Annotated in this window: 17 protein-coding genes, 1 other RNA gene and 1 pseudogene; 12 read left to right on the forward strand and 7 right to left on the reverse strand. The window is 58.3% G+C overall.

Annotated features, from left to right (window positions below; all coding sequences use genetic code 11):
• Together dnaK and grpE are read right to left on the reverse strand one after the other, a co-directional pair.
• On the reverse strand, positions 1-1,498 hold a 1,498-nt coding region (gene dnaK / locus ACQKPC_RS18155; protein WP_427625784.1), incomplete at its 3' end, for a molecular chaperone DnaK.
• 102 nt (positions 1,499-1,600) lie between these two features.
• Complete coding sequence (grpE, locus tag ACQKPC_RS18160) at positions 1,601-2,167, reverse strand: nucleotide exchange factor GrpE (protein ID WP_007900531.1); 567 nt, start codon at positions 2,165-2,167, stop codon at positions 1,601-1,603.
• 241 nt (positions 2,168-2,408) lie between these two features.
• On the opposite strand from grpE, the gene recN reads away from it, so the two are divergent.
• Positions 2,409-4,082, forward strand: a complete 1,674-nt coding sequence (gene recN / locus ACQKPC_RS18165; RefSeq protein WP_427625785.1) for a DNA repair protein RecN — start codon at positions 2,409-2,411, stop codon at positions 4,080-4,082.
• Between the two features lie 75 nt (positions 4,083-4,157).
• Here recN and fur read toward each other — a convergent pair whose 3' ends face one another.
• Positions 4,158-4,562 (reverse strand): ferric iron uptake transcriptional regulator, encoded by a 405-nt coding sequence (gene fur, locus ACQKPC_RS18170; protein WP_003197684.1) that lies wholly within the window; start codon positions 4,560-4,562, stop codon positions 4,158-4,160.
• Between the two features lie 97 nt (positions 4,563-4,659).
• Here fur and ACQKPC_RS18175 point away from each other — a divergent pair, with 97 nt between their 5' ends.
• Entirely contained in the window at positions 4,660-5,187 is a 528-nt protein-coding gene (locus ACQKPC_RS18175; protein ID WP_008005485.1) for an outer membrane protein assembly factor BamE, read from the forward strand.
• A 61-nt stretch (positions 5,188-5,248) separates the two neighbouring features.
• On the opposite strand, the gene ACQKPC_RS18180 is transcribed toward ACQKPC_RS18175, so the two are convergent.
• From ACQKPC_RS18180 to ACQKPC_RS18190, 3 genes are read right to left on the reverse strand one after another with little or no spacing between them, the layout of a single operon-like run.
• Positions 5,249-5,563 (reverse strand): RnfH family protein, encoded by a 315-nt coding sequence (locus tag ACQKPC_RS18180; RefSeq protein WP_427625786.1) that lies wholly within the window; start codon positions 5,561-5,563, stop codon positions 5,249-5,251.
• Complete coding sequence (locus ACQKPC_RS18185) at positions 5,556-5,990, reverse strand: type II toxin-antitoxin system RatA family toxin (protein ID WP_030128093.1); 435 nt, start codon at positions 5,988-5,990, stop codon at positions 5,556-5,558. Before ACQKPC_RS18185 ends, ACQKPC_RS18180 begins: the two co-directional genes overlap by 8 nt.
• Positions 5,991-5,997: 7 nt before the next feature.
• Positions 5,998-7,401: a sodium-dependent transporter gene (locus tag ACQKPC_RS18190; protein WP_008067189.1), complete on the reverse strand. Its 1,404-nt coding sequence runs from the start codon at positions 7,399-7,401 to the stop codon at positions 5,998-6,000.
• Between the two features lie 118 nt (positions 7,402-7,519).
• On the opposite strand from ACQKPC_RS18190, the gene smpB reads away from it, so the two are divergent.
• Complete coding sequence (gene smpB / locus ACQKPC_RS18195) at positions 7,520-8,002, forward strand: SsrA-binding protein SmpB (RefSeq protein ID WP_109627898.1); 483 nt, start codon at positions 7,520-7,522, stop codon at positions 8,000-8,002.
• A 147-nt stretch (positions 8,003-8,149) separates the two neighbouring features.
• Here smpB and ACQKPC_RS18200 read toward each other — a convergent pair whose 3' ends face one another.
• Positions 8,150-8,917, reverse strand: a complete 768-nt coding sequence (locus ACQKPC_RS18200; RefSeq protein WP_427625787.1) for an FCD domain-containing protein — start codon at positions 8,915-8,917, stop codon at positions 8,150-8,152.
• 262 nt (positions 8,918-9,179) lie between these two features.
• Here ACQKPC_RS18200 and ACQKPC_RS18205 point away from each other — a divergent pair, with 262 nt between their 5' ends.
• The 9 genes and pseudogenes from ACQKPC_RS18205 (at position 9,180) to ACQKPC_RS18245 (ending at position 21,168) form a co-directional block, all read left to right on the forward strand.
• Complete coding sequence (locus ACQKPC_RS18205) at positions 9,180-10,871, forward strand: lactate permease LctP family transporter (protein WP_427625788.1); 1,692 nt, start codon at positions 9,180-9,182, stop codon at positions 10,869-10,871.
• Positions 10,872-11,022: 151 nt separating this feature from the next.
• Complete coding sequence (locus ACQKPC_RS18210; RefSeq protein WP_427625789.1) at positions 11,023-11,847, forward strand: (Fe-S)-binding protein; 825 nt, start codon at positions 11,023-11,025, stop codon at positions 11,845-11,847.
• Positions 11,844-13,298 (forward strand): LutB/LldF family L-lactate oxidation iron-sulfur protein, encoded by a 1,455-nt coding sequence (locus tag ACQKPC_RS18215; RefSeq protein WP_427625790.1) that lies wholly within the window; start codon positions 11,844-11,846, stop codon positions 13,296-13,298. Before ACQKPC_RS18210 ends, ACQKPC_RS18215 begins: the two co-directional genes overlap by 4 nt.
• Positions 13,298-13,969 (forward strand): LutC/YkgG family protein, encoded by a 672-nt coding sequence (locus ACQKPC_RS18220; RefSeq protein WP_427625791.1) that lies wholly within the window; start codon positions 13,298-13,300, stop codon positions 13,967-13,969. The genes ACQKPC_RS18215 and ACQKPC_RS18220 overlap by 1 nt, the downstream gene beginning before the upstream one ends.
• The gene (locus ACQKPC_RS18225; protein WP_427625792.1) at positions 13,966-16,776 is read left to right on the forward strand and encodes an FAD-binding and (Fe-S)-binding domain-containing protein; all 2,811 of its coding nucleotides are present in this window, start codon (positions 13,966-13,968) and stop codon (positions 16,774-16,776) included. Before ACQKPC_RS18220 ends, ACQKPC_RS18225 begins: the two co-directional genes overlap by 4 nt.
• 314 nt (positions 16,777-17,090) lie before the next feature.
• Positions 17,091-17,366, forward strand: a complete 276-nt coding sequence (locus ACQKPC_RS18230) for a hypothetical protein (protein ID WP_427625793.1) — start codon at positions 17,091-17,093, stop codon at positions 17,364-17,366.
• Positions 17,367-17,482: 116 nt separating this feature from the next.
• Positions 17,483-17,876: a transfer-messenger RNA gene (gene ssrA, locus ACQKPC_RS18235) on the forward strand.
• Positions 17,877-18,063: 187 nt separating this feature from the next.
• Positions 18,064-19,320 (forward strand): integrase domain-containing protein, encoded by a 1,257-nt coding sequence (locus tag ACQKPC_RS18240; protein WP_427625794.1) that lies wholly within the window; start codon positions 18,064-18,066, stop codon positions 19,318-19,320.
• 445 nt (positions 19,321-19,765) lie between these two features.
• Positions 19,766-21,168, forward strand: a pseudogene (locus ACQKPC_RS18245) (transposase).
• Positions 21,169-21,211: the final 43 nt, after the last annotated feature.

The raw sequence follows: 21,211 nt of genomic DNA on the forward strand, positions 1-21,211 counted from the left end.
GCATCGACCTGCGCTGGATCATGATGACCGGCCTTGGGTTGTTCGCCTTGTCGATGTGGGATTTCAGCCCGATCACCCATGACTGGGGAGCTAAACCACGTGGTGCTGGTGGAATCTCGGCCAGGTCGAACTTGCCCAGGGACTTGTTCTGTGCGGCTTGCTTACGCTCACCTTGCAGTACGTGAATGGTCACTGCGCCCTGATTGTCGTCGGCAGTCGAGAACACTTGCGATTTCTTGGTAGGAATCGTGGTGTTTTTCTCGATCAGCGCGGTCATTACGCCGCCCATGGTTTCGATACCCAGAGTCAGCGGGCTGACGTCGAGCAGCAGAACGTCTTTCACGTCACCAGCCAATACCGCGCCCTGGATAGCAGCACCCATGGCAACAGCTTCGTCAGGGTTGACGTCTTTACGTGCTTCTTTACCGAAGAAATCGGTTACCAGCTTCTGAACCAGTGGCATACGGGTCTGACCGCCGACCAGGATCACGTCGTTGATCGAACCAACATCGATACCGGCGTCTTTCATCGCGATGCGGCAAGGTTCGATGGTGCGCTGAACCAGGTCTTCAACCAGCGCTTCGAGCTTGGCGCGGGAGATTTTCACGTTCAAGTGCTTAGGACCGGTAGCGTCTGCAGTGATGTATGGCAGGTTCACGTCGGTCGACTGGCTCGAGGACAGTTCGATCTTGGCTTTCTCAGCGGCTTCTTTCAGGCGCTGCATGGCCAGCGGGTCACCCTTGAGGTTCATGCCGCTTTCTTTCTTGAACTCGTCAACGAGGTAGTCGATCAGACGAATGTCAAAGTCTTCACCGCCCAGGAAAGTGTCACCGTTGGTGGCCAACACTTCGAACTGGTGCTCGCCATCGACTTCAGCGATTTCGATCACGGAAACGTCGAAAGTACCGCCGCCCAAGTCGTAAACGATCACGGTGTGATCGCCTTTGGCCTTGTCCATACCGTAGGCCAGTGCGGCTGCGGTTGGTTCGTTGATGATACGTTTAACGTCCAGACCTGCGATGCGGCCAGCGTCTTTGGTGGCTTGACGCTGGCTGTCGTTGAAGTAGGCCGGAACGGTGATCACCGCTTCGGTCACTGGCTCGCCGAGGTAGTCTTCGGCGGTCTTCTTCATCTTCTTCAGAATTTCAGCCGAGATTTGTGGCGGCGCCATTTTCTGGCCATTCACTTCAACCCAGGCGTCGTTGTTGTCAGCCTTGACGATCTTGTAAGGGACCATCTGGATGTCTTTCTGTACGACTTCTTCGTCGAAACGACGACCGATCAGACGCTTCACCGCGTACAGGGTGTTATGCGGATTGGTCACTGCCTGACGCTTGGCCGACTGGCCAACCAGGATTTCACCGTCGTTGGCATAAGCGATGATCGACGGCGTGGTACGCGCGCCTTCAGCGTTTTCAATAACTTTGGCTTTGCCGTTTTCCAGCACGGAGACGCAGGAGTTGGTAGTCCCCAGGTCGATACCGATAATTTTGCCCATGTTCACTCTCCCGAAACTTTGGATTTGGATGCCGCAGTAGTGGTGGCTGACTGCGGTAGCACTTAAACGCTTGACTTCTAAATGGGGGCCTTGCGGCTAATTTCAAGCCTGCTCGTCAATCGAAGGCGAAACCGGTGCAGGTGCCTTGCTGACCACGACCATGGCCGGGCGCAGCAAGCGACCGTGAAGCTGGTAGCCCTTCTGAAACACCTTGAGCACGCTGTTTGGCTCGACGTCGGCGCTTTCCTGCATGGCCATCGCCTGATGATGCGAAGCATTGAAGGGCTCGCCTTCAGGATCGATCGCTTCCAGGTGATAGCGCTTCAGGGTGTCCTGGAACATTTTCAGGGTCAGCTCGATCCCTTCGCGCATCGGACGAATGTTTTCGTCGTCAGGGTTGGACAGCTCCAGGCCGCGCTCCAGGCTGTCGATGATCGGCAGCAGGTCGCCAGCGAACTTTTCCAGGGCGAATTTGTGAGCCTTTTCAACGTCCTGCTCGGCACGGCGGCGGACGTTCTGCAGATCGGCGGCTACACGCAAAGCCTGATCCTGCGCACCAGCCAATTGCTCTTCGAGCACTTGTACACGAGCCGCCAGGTCTTCACCCGAAGCCTCGGGGCCCTGGTTGGCGTCTAGATTTTGCGTATCCACTGTCTGTTCGTCAGCCATAGATTTCTCCTTCCAATATCGTCCGCGAGCTCAACTCGCGCTTCTGCCCCGGTATATGGGGCCGCAAAATTCAGCTTCAAGGGCTATTTGATGATTACCCCTACAAAAAACAGCTGCATTGTCATTCCTCATTGCGCTAAGGATTTTCGCAAATCAAGCAAATCGACCTAAGAGAGGGCATTGTCAGCCTGAAACAAAACACTGTATAAATAACCAGACCTAAAGCCTGGGAGCGGCCTTTATGCTGGTGCACCTGTCCGTACATAACTACGCCATCGTTGAACATCTCGATCTCGAACTCGATCGCGGGATGAGCGTGATCACAGGGGAAACCGGCGCCGGCAAGTCGATCATGCTCGACGCCCTGGGCCTGACCCTGGGCGATCGCGCCGACAGCGGCGTGGTCCGCCCGGGCGCCGACAAGGCCGATATCCTGGCCACCTTCGACCTGATCGACATCCCGGAAGCCAGCGCCTGGCTGGCCGAGCGCGACCTCGAGAACGACGGCCCGTGCATTCTGCGTCGAGTGATCACCGCTGAAGGGCGATCCCGCGGCTACATCAACGGCACTCCCTGCCCCCTCGGTGACCTGAAGGCCCTGGGCGAGTTGCTGATCGATATCCACAGCCAGCACGAACACCAATCCCTGCTCAAAACCGATACCCATCGCCGCCTGCTCGACGAATACGCCGGCGCCACAGACCTGGCCCGCCAGGTGCAATTGGCCGCCCAACGCTGGCGCCAGACCCGCCAGGAACTGGAACGCCTTTCCAACTCCGGCGACGAACAGCGCGCCCGCCATCAGTTGCTCAGCTATCAACTCGAAGAACTGGAAAACCTCGGCCTCGGCGAAACCGAGCTGGAGCAGCTGGAACAGGAACACAAGAACCTGACCAACGCCGAAACCCTGCTGGGCATTTGCCGGCAAGTGGTCGAACAATGCAGCGAAAGTGATTCCGGCAACGTACTGAACGCGCTCACCGCCAGCCTTAATCGCCTATCGAGCGTGAACAATTCGATCGGCGCCTTGGGCGAAGCCAGCAGCCTGCTGACCAGCGCGCAGATTCAGGTTGAAGAAGCTGTAGGCGAGCTGAACCGTTTCCTCGACAACTTCGACGCCGACCCGGCCCGCCTTCAATACCTGGAAGAGCGCCTCGATGCCATCTACACCCTGGCGCGCAAACACCGTATCCAGCCGACCGAGGTCGCCGAGATGCAGCAGAAGCTACTCGATGAGATCGAAACCCTGAATGCCAACGACGAATCCATCGAACGACTGAGCGATGAGCTGGCCTCCTACGCCCGCCATTACCAGGAGAAGGCGCGGGAGCTGAGCGACCTGCGGCATCAAGCCTCAAGTAGCCTGGCCAGTGCCGTAGAACAGGAAATCCAGCGTCTGGGCATGCCCGGCGGCCGCTTCACCATCGAGCTGCGCCCCAACAGCAGCGACGAACTGATGCCCAATGGACTCGAACAAGTAGAACTGCTGGTAAGCGCCAACCCGGGGCAACCATTGAAAGCCCTGGCAAAAGTGGCGTCGGGGGGCGAACTGTCGCGTATCAGCCTGGCGATTCAGGTGATCACTGCACAGACCTCCCGCGTACCGACCCTGGTGTTCGATGAAGTGGACGTGGGTATCGGCGGCCCGACCGCCGAGATTGTCGGCCAGTTGCTGCGACGCCTCGGGGAGCGTGGGCAGGTTCTGACCGTGACTCACTTGCCGCAAGTGGCGGCGCAGGGGCATCAACATCTATTTGTACACAAGGTCCGCGGTGAAGACGCCACACATACGGCCGTCTCAAAACTGAGCAAGACCGATCGCGTTGAAGAAGTGGCACGGATGCTGGGCGGCATCGACCTCACCAAGGAATCACTGGCTCACGCGAAAAAAATGGTCGTTACAGCGAGAATTTGAGAACAGCAGAAAGCACGAAGGCGACCCTGGGGTCGCCTTCGTTCGTTTCGCGAACCTGAAGTTCGCGCGACATGCTTACTTTTTCTTGCGTACGTACAGCACAAGATTGTGATCAACCATCTCGAAGCCATACTTGTCGACGATTGCTTTCTGCAGCCGCTCGATTTCTTCGTCGAAGAATTCGATCACTTCACTGGTCTCGACGTTGACCATATGGTCGTGATGCTTGCCGTCGTCCAGCTCGAAGACCGCATGGCCTCCGTCGAAGTTGTGCCGCACCACAAGGCCAGCTGCCTCGAACTGGGTCAGAACACGGTAAACCGTGGCCAGACCGACGTCCTCACCAGCCTCCATCAGCGCCTTGTAGACATCCTCGGCACTCATGTGGCGTTGCTCGGCGGAATCGAGCATTTGCAGAATTTTGACCCGTGGAAGGGTCACTTTGAGGCCGGCTTTGCGTAGTTCGCTATTTTCAACCATGGTCAGCTTTCTCGCGATGCTGCTTCGCAGCTTCTCTTAATGCGGGTATGATCGGCGTTTACGTTGTCCCAGCCAAGATAGTGGAAGTCGCCCACCGATGCAAAACACCAAGCTCTTGCTAACCAGTTTCACCTTTGTGGGACTGCTCGCACTCGCCGGTTGTTCATTCCCCGGGGTTTACAAAATCGACATCCAGCAGGGCAATGTCGTCACGCAGGACATGATAGACCAGTTACGCCCGGGAATGACCCGCCGGCAAGTACGGTTTATCATGGGTAACCCTCTGCTGACCGACACGTTCCATGCCGATCGCTGGGATTATCTCTACAGCCTGCAACCGGGTGGCGGTGAACGCCAACAGGAACGCATTAGCGTTATCTTCAACCCAAATGATCAACTTGTCAGCCTCTCTGGCGATTTCATGCCGGGCGTGAGCCGCGACGAAGCCATTCTCGGCAAGGACAGTGGCACTACCGTGACCGCGCCTGCAGAAAACGCCGAGAAACCGAAGCCAGAAAAACCGGTCAAGCCAGGTTCGTTGCTGGACCAGATCCAGAAGGACGTGGACAACGTGGAAACCGTTCCAGTCCCGACGCCAGAACCGCTGGAAACTTCGCCGCAATAATTTGCGACGCAATAAAAAACCCGGCATGTCCGGGTTTTTTATCGCCTGGCGTTTAACCGGATCACTGATTCCGGGCTTTGGCCTCGGCCGCTTTGGCTGCACGCAACCGGCGAACCTCTTTTGGATCGGCGAGCAACGGTCGGTAAATCTCGAGGCGATCCCCCGCCTGAACCGGACGATTGGCCGGCTCAGCGATCACTTTGCCAAAGATCCCAACCGGACAACTGGCCAGATCCAGCTCAGGGAATTCGCTGTTCAGGCCGGATTTGAGCAACGCATCTCGCACCGTTGCGCCCACCGGCACCGTTACGATCAGCAATACCTGACGATCAACAGCGGCATACACCACTTCAACCTTGATCACGGCCTCAACCATGCATCTGTTTCGCACGCTGGCAAAACGCGTCCATCAGCGTATTCGCCGCCTGATTGAACAAAGGCCCCAACGTCGCACGTACCAGCGGTCCCGAGTAGTCGAACGACAAGTCCAGACTGATCTTGCAGGCCTTCTCGCCCAACGGCTTGAACACCCATACACCGTGCAACTGGCTGAACGGGCCTTCCTCGAGGTTCATCTCGATCGAACGCCCGGGCACCAGGGTATTACGCGTCACGAAATGCTGACTCAGCCCCCCCTTGGCCACGCCGACGCTGGCGCGCATGAGCTCAGGAGTACTTTCCAGAACTTCGGCCGACGAGCACCACGGCAGGAATTCCGGATAGCGGGCCACATCGTTGACCAGGTCATACAGCGCTTGTGCCGGATACGGCAGCAGGGCCGAACGTTGAATGTGTGTCGTCATGTCAGCGTTACTTCCACAGCTGGGCGGCAAACACTACAAGAATGCCGATGGGCGCCACATAGCGCATCAAGAACAGGGACAGGGCGAACAGCACCGGACGGCGGATCGACAATTCGTCGCGCACCGCTTCACGCCCCATCACCCAGCCCGCAAACACCACGAAACACAAACCACCGAGTGGCAACATGATCCGCGAGGTGAAGAAATCGATCACACCGAAGAAATCCAGACCACCGGCTGCTCCCCATTGATAGAGGTGGAACATCCCGCCTTCGTTCACGAAAAACTTGGCTTGCTTCCAGATATTGAAGGAAAACACCGTGCCCAGACCGACGAACCAGCAGATGAATGCCAACCAGAAGGTAACCCAGGCACGACTGATCTTCGTGCGCTCAACCAGGTAAGCCACCATTGGCTCGAGCAGGGAAATCGCCGAACTCCAGGCCGCAATCGCTACCAGCACGAAGAACACTACGCCCATCAATTGGCCGAACGCTACGTTGCCAAAGGCAAATGGCAGGCTGACGAACATCAGGCCAGGGCCTTCGCTCGGGTTCAGGCCGGCAGCGAACACAATCGGAAACAATGCCAGACCGGCCACCAGGGAAACGAAAGTATCGAGCAGCGCCACACCGACAATGGTGCCGGAAATCGACGAGCTCTTCGGCATATAAGCACCGTAGATCATGATCGAACCGACGCCCACGCTCAGGGAGAAGAACGCGTGCCCCATGGCCGGCAGCAAGCCGTCGAGCACTTTTTCCGGGTGGAAGTCGAACATGAAATGCACGCCCTCCATGAAGTGGCCGGTGGTCATGCTGTAGCCCAGCAGGACAATCACCATCACGAACAGCAGCGGCATCATGATCCGCAGGCTGCGCTCCAGCCCGGCGACCACGCCTTTGGCGATCACCACGGCGGAGAGGAGCATGAAAATCGTGTGCCAAAGTGTCAGGCGCCATGGGTCGGCGATCACATTGCCGAAGTAGGCGCCGACCTGATCAGGTGTCGCGCCCTGGAAGTCGCCACGCCCCATGTCGATGATGTAATCCAGCGACCAGCCGCCGACCACACTATAGAAAGACAGAATCAGCAGTGCCGTGATCATCCCGGCGAACGCCCCCCAGGACCACTTCGCCGAATGCCCCGCTTCCAGCGCCAGGACCTTCAAGGCATTGGCCGGGCTCTGCCGTGCGCGCCGGCCGATCAGGGTTTCGGCCAGCATCACGGGCACACCGATCAGCGCGATACAGGCCAGGAACATCAGCACGAAGGCTCCGCCACCGTAGACGCCGACCATGTAAGGGAATTTCCAGATACTACCCAAACCCACGGCCGAACCGGTCGCGGCGAGTATGAAGACCCAGCGGCTAGCCCAACTGCCGTGGACAGAAACCTTGTCTGTCGACATCGTTATCACGCCCAAGCGTTCAAAAAAGAGGCCGCATTGTCCGGGATTCAATCAACCTGCTCAAGCACGTAGCGTCACCGTAGCCGACTCGCTTGCAACTCCCTATAATGCCGCCCCTATGGCTAAACAGAAGAAACACCCAACAGGGACCATCGCGCAGAACAAAAAGGCGCGACACGATTACTTCATCGAGCATAAGTTCGAGGCTGGTCTGGTCCTGGCCGGCTGGGAAGTAAAAAGTTTGCGGGCAAGCAAGCTACAACTGGTTGACAGTTACGTGCTGCTCAAAGATGGCGAAGCCTGGTTGCTCGGCAGCCACATTACGCCGCTGATGACTGCCAGCACCCACGTCATCGCAGATCCGACCCGCACCCGAAAATTGCTGCTCAACCGGCGGGAGCTGGAAAAGCTGGCCGCTGCCGTGCAGCAAAAAGGTTACGCCTGCGTATGCCTGTCCTGGTACTGGAGCAAGCACATGGTCAAGTGCGAGATCGCTTTAGGCAAGGGCAAGAAGGAATACGACAAGCGTGATACCGAACGCGAACGCGACGCCGGTCGTGAATTGCAGCGTGCGGTGCGAAACAAGGGCAAGGAAGAGTAATTTCCCTGCCTGATCGCGGCTTTTGTGGCGAGGGAGCTTGCTCCCGCTCGGCTGCGAAGCAGTCGTAAACGATCTGCTTAACGGTGCTGGCCTGGGGGCCGCTTCGCGCCCCAGCGGGAGCAAGCTCCCTCGCCACAGAGAAGCTGACTACATCCCCTTGCGCCGCTCCGCCCGAGCCACGCGTTGCACTTCCTGACGCACCTCTTCCAGCACTTCCTGCACATACAAAATGTGCCGACTGGAAACCTCCCGCGCCTGCTCTGCCCGTCCTTCGATAATCGCCAGATACAATTCTCTGTGCTGCGCGATCAGCATGTCGCGGGTTTCTGAACGCTGTTTGTACATGCCGCCAATGTTGGTCACCACGTTGCGCTTGAGTAGGTCGAACAGCCCACGAATGGTGTGCAGCAACACCGCGTTATGACTGGCTTCGGCGATCGCCAAGTGAAATTTTGCGTCCGCCGCGCCCTCTTCTAGCCGACTCACTTCGTCATGACGCGAATAGCAGTCCTGCAACTCGTCGAATGCCGCCGTCAGCCGCTCGCGATCCACATCAGTCGCGCGCAATGCCGCGTAGTAAGCACAGGAGGCCTCCAGCGTATGACGAAACTCCAGCAAATCGCGCTGGGCCTCGGGGTTGCTTTCCAGCAGGTGCAACAGCGGGTCACTGAACGTCGAGCCCAGGGATTCCACCACATAGTTGCCGCCGCCCTGACGACTGACCAGCAGCCCTTTGGCCGTCAGTTTCTGAATCGCTTCGCGCAACGAAGGACGTGATACGCCGAACTGCTCGGCCAGCGTGCGCTCTGCCGGCAAGCGTTCGCCAGCCTTCAATGTGCCCTCGAGGATCATCCCCTCGAGTTGCTCGACAATATCGTCAGACAAACGGCGCTGCCGAATCTGATCAAACCCCATCACTCAATTCTCCACGATCCCGGCGGCTCGCCGGGCTCTCTATTCTGGCCTATTGGCGCTGCGCCAGCACCTACCAGACGACGTTTGATCGAACAGATCAGATGCGTTCTGCACCGCTCATTCGACAAAAGTTTTAGGGCGGCAAATTGACACACCGCCTACAAGGCTTTTACCCTAGCCAACAGCGATTGTAAATTGGTATTACCAATTAACCAAGAACGCTGACCAGTGCCTGACCAACAACAATTAGGGGCCACCCCATATGCAAACCTGGCAACAGCTCTACAGCCCGCTCGGCAGTCTCGGCGTGTCCGCACTCGCGGCCGTCATCCCCATCGTATTTTTCTTCCTGGCTTTGGCCGTGTTCCGCCTCAAAGGCCACGTGGCCGGCAGCATTACCCTGGCGCTGTCGATTGCGGTGGCAATCTTCGCGTTCCAGATGCCGGTCGATATGGCCTTCGCGGCTGCCGGATATGGCTTCGCCTACGGCTTGTGGCCGATTGCCTGGATCATCGTGGCAGCGGTGTTCCTCTACAAACTGACGGTCAAGAGTGGCCAGTTCGAAGTGATCCGCAGCTCAGTGCTGTCGATCACCGACGACCAACGCCTGCAAGTGCTGCTGATCGGCTTCTGCTTCGGCGCCTTCCTGGAAGGTGCCGCCGGTTTCGGCGCACCGGTAGCGATTACCGCCGCGCTGCTGGTGGGACTGGGCTTCAACCCGCTGTACGCCGCGGGGCTGTGCCTGATCGCCAACACCGCGCCGGTAGCCTTCGGTGCCTTGGGGATTCCGATCATCGTCGCCGGGCAAGTCACCGGCATCGACGCGTTCAAGATTGGCGCCATGACCGGTCGCCAGCTGCCATTGCTGTCACTGTTCGTGCCGTTCTGGCTGGTGTTCATGATGGATGGCCTGCGCGGCGTTCGGGAAACCTGGCCGGCGGCGCTGGTAGCTGGTTTAAGCTTTGCCATCACCCAATACTTCACCTCGAACTTCATCGGCCCGGAGCTGCCGGACATCACCTCGGCGCTGGCCAGTCTGATTTCCCTGACGTTATTCCTGAAAATCTGGCAGCCGAAACGCGCCGCCGGCCAACACATCGTCGGCGCCGTCTCGGCTTCCGTGGTGGCCAGCGCCGGTGGTTTCGGCCAACCGCGCACCACCGTGGCTTCGCCTTACAGCCTGGGGGAAATTTTCAAAGCCTGGTCGCCGTTCCTGATCCTCACCGTACTGGTCACCATCTGGACGCTGAAACCGTTCAAGGCGATGTTCGCTGCGGGTGGCTCGATGTATAGCTGGGTGTTCAACTTCGCGATTCCGCATCTGGATCAAATGGTGATCAAAGTCGCACCGATCGTAACCGCCCCGACGGCGATTCCGGCGGTGTTCAAACTCGATCCGATTTCCGCAACTGGCACGGCGATTTTCTTCTCTGCGCTGATCTCGATGCTGGTGCTGAAGATCAATCTCAAAATTGGTCTTACCACTTTCAAAGAGACCGTCTACGAACTGCGCTGGCCGATTTTGTCCATCGGTATGGTGCTGGCCTTCGCCTTCGTCACCAACTATTCGGGCATGTCATCGACCATGGCTCTGGTACTGGCAGGCACAGGTGCGGCATTCCCGTTCTTCTCGCCATTCCTCGGCTGGCTCGGCGTGTTCCTGACCGGTTCCGATACTTCGTCCAATGCACTGTTCAGTTCACTGCAAGCAACCACCGCGCACCAGATCGGCGTCAACGACACCTTGCTGGTGGCGGCGAATACCAGCGGCGGCGTGACCGGCAAGATGATTTCGCCGCAATCGATCGCCGTGGCCTGTGCCGCGACCGGGTTGGTGGGCAAGGAATCGGATCTGTTCCGCTTCACCCTCAAGCACAGCCTATTCTTTGCAACGATCGTCGGCCTGATCACGTTGGCTCAGGCCTACTGGTTCACCGGCATGCTGGTGCACTAAGAACTACACGCGACACGGAAAAAACCGACGCCGGGTTACACCCCCGGCGTCAGCTATTCACAACCGGGTCTGCAAGGCTGCTGAAAGCTTCCCTCACTATATTCAGCAGCCTCAGCGGACGGATAACCGGGACCACCCGGAGACACGCCTGATGAGCGAGCTTTTTTACAACGCTGTGCCGAATGCGACCCGCGTCGCCCCGCCACTGCCCGAGCCTCGGCAATACCCCAGCGAAAAACCGTCACGGGTCTATCTGTTCGGGACTTGCGTGGTGGATCTGTTCTACCCGGAAGCCGGGATGGACGCGATCCACCTGCTGGAACGCGAAGGCATTCGTGTCGACTACCCGCAAGGGCAAAGCTGCTGCGGGCAACCGGCCTACACCTCGGGTTACACCGAACAGGCCCGGACCGTGGCGCGCTCGCAACTGGCGCTGTTTGCCGGGGATTATCCGGTGGTGGTGCCATCGGGGTCTTGCGCGGGCATGTTGCGCGAACACTACGCCGACTTGTTCAAGGACGAGCCGCAAACGCTGAAGCAGGTCCAGGCCCTGGCCGCCCGGACTTATGAACTGACCGAATTTCTGCTCTTTGTCTGCAAGGTGCAGCTCAAGGACAGCGGCGAACCGGTCAAAGTGGCGTTGCACACGTCGTGCTCGGCACGCCGTGAAATGAACACCCACCTACACGGCCGTGAGTTGTTGGCGCAGCTAAGCAACGTGGAGCGAGTCGACCACAGTCACGAAAGTGAATGCTGTGGCTTTGGTGGGACTTTCAGCGTCCGTATGCCAGATATTTCCGGCGCGATGGTGGCTGACAAGACCCGGTCGTTGAAGGAATCCGGTGCGCAAAAGGTACTCAGTGCCGACTGCGGTTGCCTGATGAACATCAATGGCTCGCTGGAGAAACAGCAGGAAGCGTTGCGCGGTCAGCATCTGGCCAGTTTCCTGTGGCAGCGTACCGGAGGTGCCCAATGAGCACTTCCACGATTATTCCTACGGTTGCCGTAGAAGAAGATTTTCGTGCCCGGGCTCACAAGGCTTTGGCTGACACGCAACTGCGAAACAACTTTCGCAGCGCGATGGATTCACTGATGAGCAAACGGGCAGCGTCCTTCAGCGATGCCTTTGAGCGAGAACATTTGCGAGCGCTGGGCAATGCTGTCCGCGCCCGTGCTTTATCCAAGTTGCCCGATTTGCTCGAGCAGCTTGAACAGAACCTGACCCGCAACGGTGTGACAGTGCACTGGGCGGAAACGGTGGACGAGGCCAATGGCATCGTCTTATCGATCATCCGCGCTCACGAGGCGCGGCAAGTGATCAAGGGCAAATCGATGGTCAGCGAAGAGATGGAAATGAATCACTTCCTCGCTGAACAGGGCATTGAATGCCTGGAATCGGACATGGGCGAGTACATCGTCCAGCTCGACCACGAGAAGCCTTCACACATTATTATGCCGGCGATCCACAAGAATGCCGGTCAGGTCGCGTCCTTGTTCCACGACAAACTTGGCGTGGAATACACCAAGGACGTTGACCAACTCATTCAGATCGGTCGCAAAGTCTTGCGACAGAAATTCTTCGAAGCAGACATCGGCGTCTCCGGCGTCAACTTCGCCGTGGCCGAAACCGGCACCTTGCTGTTGGTGGAAAACGAAGGCAACGGGCGCATGACCACCACCGTGCCGCCCGTACACATTGCCGTCACCGGCATCGAGAAAGTCGTCGAAAACCTGCGGGACGTTGTACCTCTGTTGTCACTGTTAACCCGCTCCGCTCTCGGCCAGCCGATCACCACCTACGTCAACATGATCTCCGGGCCGCGCAAGGAACATGAACTCGACGGCCCGCAGGAAGTGCACCTGGTATTGCTCGACAACGGTCGCAGCCAGGCGTTTGCCGACAGCGAATTGCGCCAGACCCTGAACTGCATCCGCTGCGGCGCCTGTATGAATCATTGCCCGGTCTATACCCGAATCGGCGGTCATGCCTATGGGGAGGTTTACCCTGGGCCTATCGGAAAAATCATCACCCCGCACATGGTCGGCCTGGCGAAAGTCCCCGACCACCCGAGTGCCTCGTCGTTATGCGGCGCTTGCGGTGAAGTCTGCCCGGTAAAAATTCCGATCCCCGCATTGTTGCGTCGCCTACGGGAAGAGAACGTCAAGGCTCCGGACAGCCCCAATCAAGTCATGCGTGGCCAGGGCAGCAAGTACTCGCGCAAAGAACGATTTATCTGGAACGCCTGGGCGAAGCTCAACAGCTCGCCAACGCTCTATCGCCTGTTCGGCTTCTTCGCCACCCGTCTGCGCGCGCTGACGCCGAGCAACGTCGGTCCGTGGACCCAGAACCACAGCGCACCGAAACCCGCCGCCCGCTCACTGCATGACATGGCCCGCGAGCATCTGGCCAAACAGGGAGACCGCTGATGAGCGCCAAGCAAAATATCCTCGCCAAATTGCGCACCAGTCTGACGGGCACAACGCCTGTGGCTGACAACTTCGATGTCGAACTGGTGACCGAGCCCTACACCTACACGCCAGAACAACGCATCCCGCAACTGCGCAAACTGATGGAAGCGGTGCACACCGAAATTCATCTGACGTCCAGAGATGGCTGGCCCGAATTGCTGGCGCAACTGCTGCAGGACCGCCAGTTGCCCAGCCTGTTGATTGCGCCGACGACACCTCACGGTCAACGCATCACTCAGCATTGGGCGAAAAATCCTGGCCTGCCCGCGCTCAAAGCCTACGACCGTCCGGTCGAGGAGTGGAAAGCCGAGTTGTTCAACGACACCCCGGCCAGCCTGACCACCACCCTCGGCGCAATCGCCGCGACAGGTAGTCTGATTCTCTGGCCGACACGGGAAGAACCGCGTCTGATGAGCCTGGTGCCACCGGTGCATTTCGCCCTGCTCAAGGCCAGTGAAATCCGCGACAACTTCTATCAGGTGCAGCAGGAGTTTGAATGGGCCCAAGGCATGCCGACCAACGCCTTGCTGGTGTCCGGCCCATCGAAGACTGCCGACATCGAGCAAGTATTGGCTTACGGTGCCCACGGCCCGAAAGACCTGGTCGTTCTGATCCTGGAGGACCAATGAGTCTACCGGCAGCTTTCCTGCGAGATGCGCAGCAACTGATTCCTCAGGCACGACGTTTCGACGATCCGCTTTCGACCTTGGCCTTCGGCACCGACGCCAGTTTCTACCGGCTGATTCCGAAACTGGTGATCCGCGTCGAGTCCGAAGATGAAGTGGTGGCGCTGCTCAAACTGGCGCAACGGGATAAAGTCCCGGTAACTTTCCGCGCCGCCGGCACCAGCCTGTCTGGCCAGGCCATCAGCGATTCGGTGCTGATCGTGCTGGGAGATAACTGGAACGGTCGCGAGATTCGTGGGCAAGGAACACAGATCCGCCTGCAACCGGGCGTGATCGGCGCCCAAGCCAACGCCTGGCTGGCACCGTTCGGACGCAAGATCGGACCAGACCCGGCATCGATCAACGCCTGCAAAATCGGTGGTATCGTCGCCAACAATGCCAGCGGCATGTGCTGCGGTACGGCGCAGAACACCTATCACACGCTGGCCGGGATTCGTTTGGTACTGACTGACGGCAGCCGTCTCGATACCGAAGATGCCGCCAGTGTGGCGGCCTTCCGAGAGAGCCACGCCGAGTTGCTCGAACAACTGGCGACTTTGGGTCGCGAGACCCGCGCAAATGCTGAACTGGCTGCGAAAATCCGCCACAAATACCGTCTGAAAAATACTACCGGGCTGTCACTCAATGCGCTGGTGGATTTCGACGAGCCTGTGGATATCTTGAGCCACTTGCTGGTGGGCTCCGAAGGCACGCTCGGATTCATCAGCGCAGTGACCTACGACACGGTGATCGACCACCCGAACAAGGCGTCGGCACTGATCGTGTTCCCGGACGTAGAAACCTGCTGCAACGCCGTCACCGTGCTGAAAAGCCAACCGGTGTCGGCGGTGGAGTTGCTGGACCGCCGCAGCCTGCGCTCGGTGCAGGACAAGCCTGGCATGCCGGCTTTCGTACAGCAACTGTCGACCAATGCCTGCGCCCTGCTGATCGAATCCCGTGCCGCTTCGTCCTCTTTGCTTCAGGAACAGCTGACGCAAATCATGGCGTCGCTGACCGGCTTCCCGGTGGAGAAGCAAGTCGACTTCACCGAAGACCCGGTGGAAAACGCCCGGCTCTGGGCGATCCGCAAGGACACCTTCCCTGCCGTCGGCGCGGTGCGCAAAACCGGCACCACGGTGATCATCGAAGACGTCACCTTCCCGGTGGAACAACTGGCCATCGGCGTCAACCGCCTGATCGAGCTGTTCGACAAACATCACTACGACGAAGCGATCCTTTTCGGACACGCCCTGGAAGGCAATCTGCACTTCGTCTTCACCCAAGGCTTCAACAGTGCGGAAGAAGTCGCACGCTACCAGGCGTTCATGGACGACGTGGCGCAATTGGTGGCCGTTGAATTCGGTGGTTCGCTGAAGGCTGAACACGGCACCGGTCGTAACATGGCGCCCTTCGTCGAACTGGAATGGGGCAGCGATGCTTATCAGTTGATGTGGCAGCTCAAACGCCTGCTCGACCCTAACGGCATTCTCAACCCGGACGTGGTGCTCAGCGACGATCCACAGATCCACCTCAAGCACCTGAAACCGTTGCCGGCCGCCGATGAGATTGTGGATAAGTGCATCGAGTGCGGCTTCTGCGAACCGGTCTGCCCGTCGAAAGGCCTGACGTTGAGCCCACGCCAGCGCATCGTGATCTGGCGAGATATCCAGGCCAAGAAGCGCGCAGGCGTCGACACCACCGAACTCGAAGCCGCTTACGAATACCAAGGCATCGACACCTGCGCCGCCACTGGCCTGTGTGCGCAACGTTGCCCTGTAGGAATCAACACCGGTGAGCTGGTGAAAAAGCTCCGTGGCCGTAAGGCAACCCATACGAAAACCGCTAACTGGATTGAAGGAAATTTCGCCACCGCGTTGCAAGGCGCGCGCTTCACCCTGCACGTTGCCAACGGTGCGCGGATGCTGTTGGGAGCGCCACGCCTGGCAAAACTTTCGGCATCGCTGACGCGGTTGTCCAAGGGTCAGGTTCCGCAATGGACCAACGCCATGCCGCAGCCGGAAAGAGCCATCCGTTTCAGCCCGACCGTGTCGGACGAGCGGCCTCGGGTAGTGTACCTGGCGGCCTGCGTGTCGCGGGTCATGGGCCCGGCAGCGGGTGATAAAGAGCAAATGTCGTTGTACGAAAAAACCCGTGGTCTGTTGGAAAAGGCCGGTTATCAGGTGGTCTTCCCGGACAATCAGGACAACCTCTGCTGCGGCCAACCATTCGCCTCCAAAGGCTACGTCGAACAGGCCGAACACAAACGCCAGGAACTGATCGGCGCACTGCTGCACGCCAGTCGTGGCGGGCTCGATCCAATCTACTGCGACACCAGCCCCTGCACCTTGCGGCTGGTTCAGGACCTGGGCGACGTGCGACTGGACTTGTACGACCCCGTGCGCTTCATCCGCACTCACTTGATGGATCGTCTCGATTTCACCCCTCAGGAAGCGCCGATCGCGGTGCATGTCACGTGCAGCACTCAGCATCTCGGCGAGAGCCAGGCGTTGATCGATCTTGCGCGCAAGTGCAGTAAAAACGTGGTCATCCCGGAAGGCATTCACTGCTGCGGTTTTGCCGGCGACAAGGGCTTCACCACCCCGGAACTGAATGCCCATTCGTTACGCACGCTCAAGGACGCGGTACAGCAATGCAGCGAAGGGATTTCCACCAGCCGCACCTGTGAGATTGGTCTGACGCAACACGGCGGAATTGATTATCACGGGCTGGTTTATCTGGTGGATCGGGTCACCCAGGCCAGAGTGGTCTGACACCGAGGCACCAAAAGAAGGGGGCAATAACGCCTAATGCACAATCCCTGTGGGAGCGGGCTTGCTCGCGAAGACGGCGACACATTCAACATTGATGTCGCCTGGCACACCGCTTTCGCGGGCAAGCCCGCTCCCACAGGTTCCGCGTCTTAACTGACTGGTATCAGGCGTTTTTTGTCCCTTTTTCGTACCCGTCCCCCGGAAAAATCTTTCACCCATCGCAAGCGAAAATAGAACCCTTGCACGCCATCACAGTCCATTTGTTAAGCCCCAATCAGCGTGGCCCATCCCCACCCCCGTTCCAGGAGATACCCATGAAGCGTTCCGCCCTGGCTGGACTGCTCATCACTGCAACAATGCTGGCCTCCTCCGCATACGCCTCAAACGATAGCGATCAATGCGTAATGAAGCTCCAGGAAGTCAACAGCAAGCTGTCCAGCACTACCACGCTGGACGCTGCCACCAAAGGTGTCGTGATCACCAAAGCCGAACAAGCCAAGGCCGCCCACGCCGCCAACAATGACAAAGAGTGTGTTTCCCTGACGCAGCAGGCGCTTCAGGACATTCAAAGCCACGCGCACGGTCAGTAGGGCCTGACCAGAGCCAATCCAGCGTTGGCCCTGACACGCAAGCACGGACAGAAGGTCGACTCGCCGCGCGCATTGGCGTACACTGCGCTTGCCTGCTGGTTACACACAGCAGGTTCGGGGCCGTTTAGGATTCGACGCCGGTTGCGAAACTTTAGGTGCATGCCGAGTTGGTAACAGAACTCGTAAATCCACTGTTGCAACTTTCTATAGTTGCCAATGACGAAACCTACGGGGAATACGCTCTCGCTGCGTAAGCAGCCTTAGCCCTTCCCTCCTGGTACCTTCGGGTCCAGCAATCATCAGGGGATGTCTGTAAACCCAAAGTGATTGTCATATAGAACAGAATCGCCGTGCAGTACGTTGTGGACGAAGCGGCTAAAACTTACACAACTCGCCCAAAGCACCCTGCCCGTCGGGTCGCTGAGGGTTAACTTAATAGACACGGCTACGCATGTAGTACCGACAGCGGAGTACTGGCGGACGGGGGTTCAAATCCCCCCGGCTCCACCAACTTTACATCTAAAGACGTCCACGGACGTCTTTTTTTGTACCTGAAATCCAGCAAAATCAAGGATTTAAGCGCTACGGGGCTCCGTAGAGGTTTTCTGAGTTCCAGCCGTTTGGGTATTCCAAATGGTATTCCAAGCCATCCGGTGCTATTTTTTGGAATACCAAAACGGTGTCAGAGGTAGCTCTCATGCCTGCTCCAGCCCTCCGCCTCTCCGACCGCCAGCTCAGGGCAGTCAAGGCAAAAGACAAAGATTACGTCCTCAGCGATGGAGACGGCCTCCAGCTCCGGGTCAGGAGCAACGGCTCGATGTTGTGGAACTTCAACTACCGCGAACCGGTAACCAAAAATCGTATCAATATGGGGCTGGGCACGTACCCAGAGCTCTCACTAGCAAACGCCAGGAAAAGAGTGGTGGAAGCGCGCGAGCTGCTTGCACAAGGCATTGACCCAAAGGTGCGACGCAATGCACAGGACGAAGCCAAACGAGCGGAGACGGAACACACGTTCGAGAACGTGGCCACCGCCTGGTTCGAGCTGAAGAAGGACTCCGTCACGCCAGCGTACGCCGAGGACATTTGGCGATCGCTCACGCTGCACGTATTTCCAGACCTGAAAACAACGCCGCTCTCGAAAATTACCGCACCGATGGTCATCGAACTGCTTCGCCCAATCGAGGCCAAAGGCAGCCTCGAGACAGTGAAGCGACTGAGCCAACGGCTCAACGAGATCATGACTTACGGGGTGAACTCCGGGCTGATTTTCTCTAACCCTCTCAGTGGCATTCGGGCGGTCTTCAAGAAGCCCAAAAAAGAAAACATGGCCGCGCTACGACCAGACGAGCTGTCCGAGCTCATGATCGAAATCGCGAACGCCAGCATCAAGCGAACGACCCGCTGTCTGATCGAATGGCAGCTGCACACCATGACCCGTCCTGCCGAAGCGGCGACCACCCGATGGGCAGACATCGACTTCGACAGACGCATCTGGACCATCCCACCGGAGCGGATGAAGAAGCGCCGCCCGCACAGCATCCCGTTGACCGATCAAGCACTCGCACTGCTGAAGACGCTCAAGTCCCACAGCGGCCATCGGGAATACGTGTTTCCGGCAGACAGAGATCCACGCACCCACGCCAATAGCCAGACCGCCAACATGGCGTTGAAACGCATGGGCTTCCAGGACCGCTTGGTCAGCCACGGCATGCGCTCCATGGCCAGCACCATCCTGAACGAGCATGGGTGGGATCCGGAGCTGATCGAAGTCGCGCTGGCGCATGTCGACAAGGACGAAGTCCGAAGTGCCTACAACCGAGCAGACTACATCGAACGCCGGCGTCCGATGATGGCTTGGTGGAGTGAGCACATCCAGAAAGCGGCCACCGGCAACCTGTCAGCATCTGCGATCAATCAAACCAGGGACCACAACGTCGTGCCGATACGGTGAGCGCTCACCGGACGCCGCCAGTAACCGAGAATGACTCCCCATATGGAGTGATGGTTGATTTGGCGACAGCGGCGACACCGGCGACAACCCGCGTAATACCTGGTCTGCAGCATGGCGACAGAAGTGGCGACTGTCGCCGCTGCAAACCTAGCTCTTTGGGCTTTCTCGGCCAAGCCCACGCGAGCGGGAAGGCTCCGCATTCCCACTCGCATGGGCTCTGCGTAATTGCATCTCACTTGACCACCTAATTGCATTGCCACTGACCAGTCATTTACATTCGCGCTGACCAGCCGTTTGCAGTTGATGGGGGTCAGCGGGTGCCACACAGCGCGAGTGCGTCAGCCAAGCAATGAAGGACTGCAACCGACCGATTCTGTTGAAAAAGTAGCTCCCCTGTCTGGCCTGCGGCAAAATCTCTGCATTGGCCAGCAGGGAAGCACGCAGCATGATGGGACAGTTATCGAGTGGCCAGGAACGGCTGTTTTACTCGTTCAACCTTGAAGATCACATCCCCGCCAATCACCTTCTGCGTAGCATTGATCGGTGTCTCGATCTGAGCGACTTGCGCCATTACCTCGCCGATTTTTACAGCCCGATTGGGCGTCCGTTGATTGATCCCGAACTGATGATCCGCATGCTGATCGTGGGCTATTGCTACGGCATTCGCTCAGAGCGGCGGCTGTGCGAAGAGGCCCATTTGAACCTGGCGTATCGCTGGTTCTGCCGGTTGAGCCTTGAAGATGAAGTCCCCAATCACTCGACCTTTTCCAAAAATAGACACGGCCGTTTTCGGGACAGCGATCTGTTTCGCTGGTTGTTCAATGAAGTGCTGCGTCGCTGCATGGACGCCGGGTTGGTCAAGGGCGAAGGCTTTGCCGTGGACGCCAGCATCATCAAGGCGGATGCCAGCCGGCAGCGCGGTGTACCGGGTGATGAAAAGGTCAACTGGAGCGATCCAGCCCTGAGCACCCGCGCCGTGCGCGAGTACCTTGAAGCCCTCGATGAAGAGGCTCTGGCCGAAACGCTACCGAAGCGCCTATCGCTGACTGATCCTCAAGCCCGCTGGACCGCAGCTCCAGGTGGCCCAGCGTTCTAGGCTTACTCCACGAATTATCTCATCGATACCGAGCACGGCGTGATCATGGATGTGGAACCCACACCGGGTCATCGAACCGCAGAAGTCGAGAGCACCAAGACGATGATTGATCGGATCGAAGCGCAGTTCGACATCAAGCCGGAACGCCTCATTGGCGACACCGCTTACGGTACAGCGCCGATGCTGGCCTGGATGATGGAGGAAAAAGACATCGAACCGCATGTGCCGGTATGGGACAAAACCGAGCGCAAGAACGACAGTTTCTCGAGCAACGATTTCCACTGGAATGAAGAGACTGAGGAATACCGCTGCCCCGCCGGTAACGAATTACGCAGCGAATGGCGTGCCTTCAAGAACGAGCGTTCGCACGTCACAAAAGCCAGCACCATCATCTTCCGATCCAGACAGACCTACTGCGCGACATGTCCGATGAAAGCCAAGTGCTGCCCGAACACTCCGATTCGCAAGTCCGCAGCGTCCCTGAAGCCGCTCGTGATGTGGCTCGACGCATCGCAGCGACGCCGGAGTACGTGCGCTCTCGCCACGAACGTAAGAAGGTCGAAATGTTGTTTGCCCACCTCAAGCGCATCCTGAAACTGGATCGCTTGCGACTACGTGGCATGAGTGGCGCGTCCGATGAGTTCACGCTGGCGGCCGCGGTACAGAACCTGCGACGTCTGGCCAAACTTGCATCTCCAGGGCCACCTTCTACGGATAGGTGCGCCTGCACGAAGCAAAAAACCTCAAACTAACCCATTAACAGAGCAGCAAAGGTCAACGAAGGGCCGAGAAACC

This window comes from Pseudomonas sp. NPDC089918 (assembly GCF_050280605.1).
Lineage (GTDB): Bacteria > Pseudomonadota > Gammaproteobacteria > Pseudomonadales > Pseudomonadaceae > Aquipseudomonas.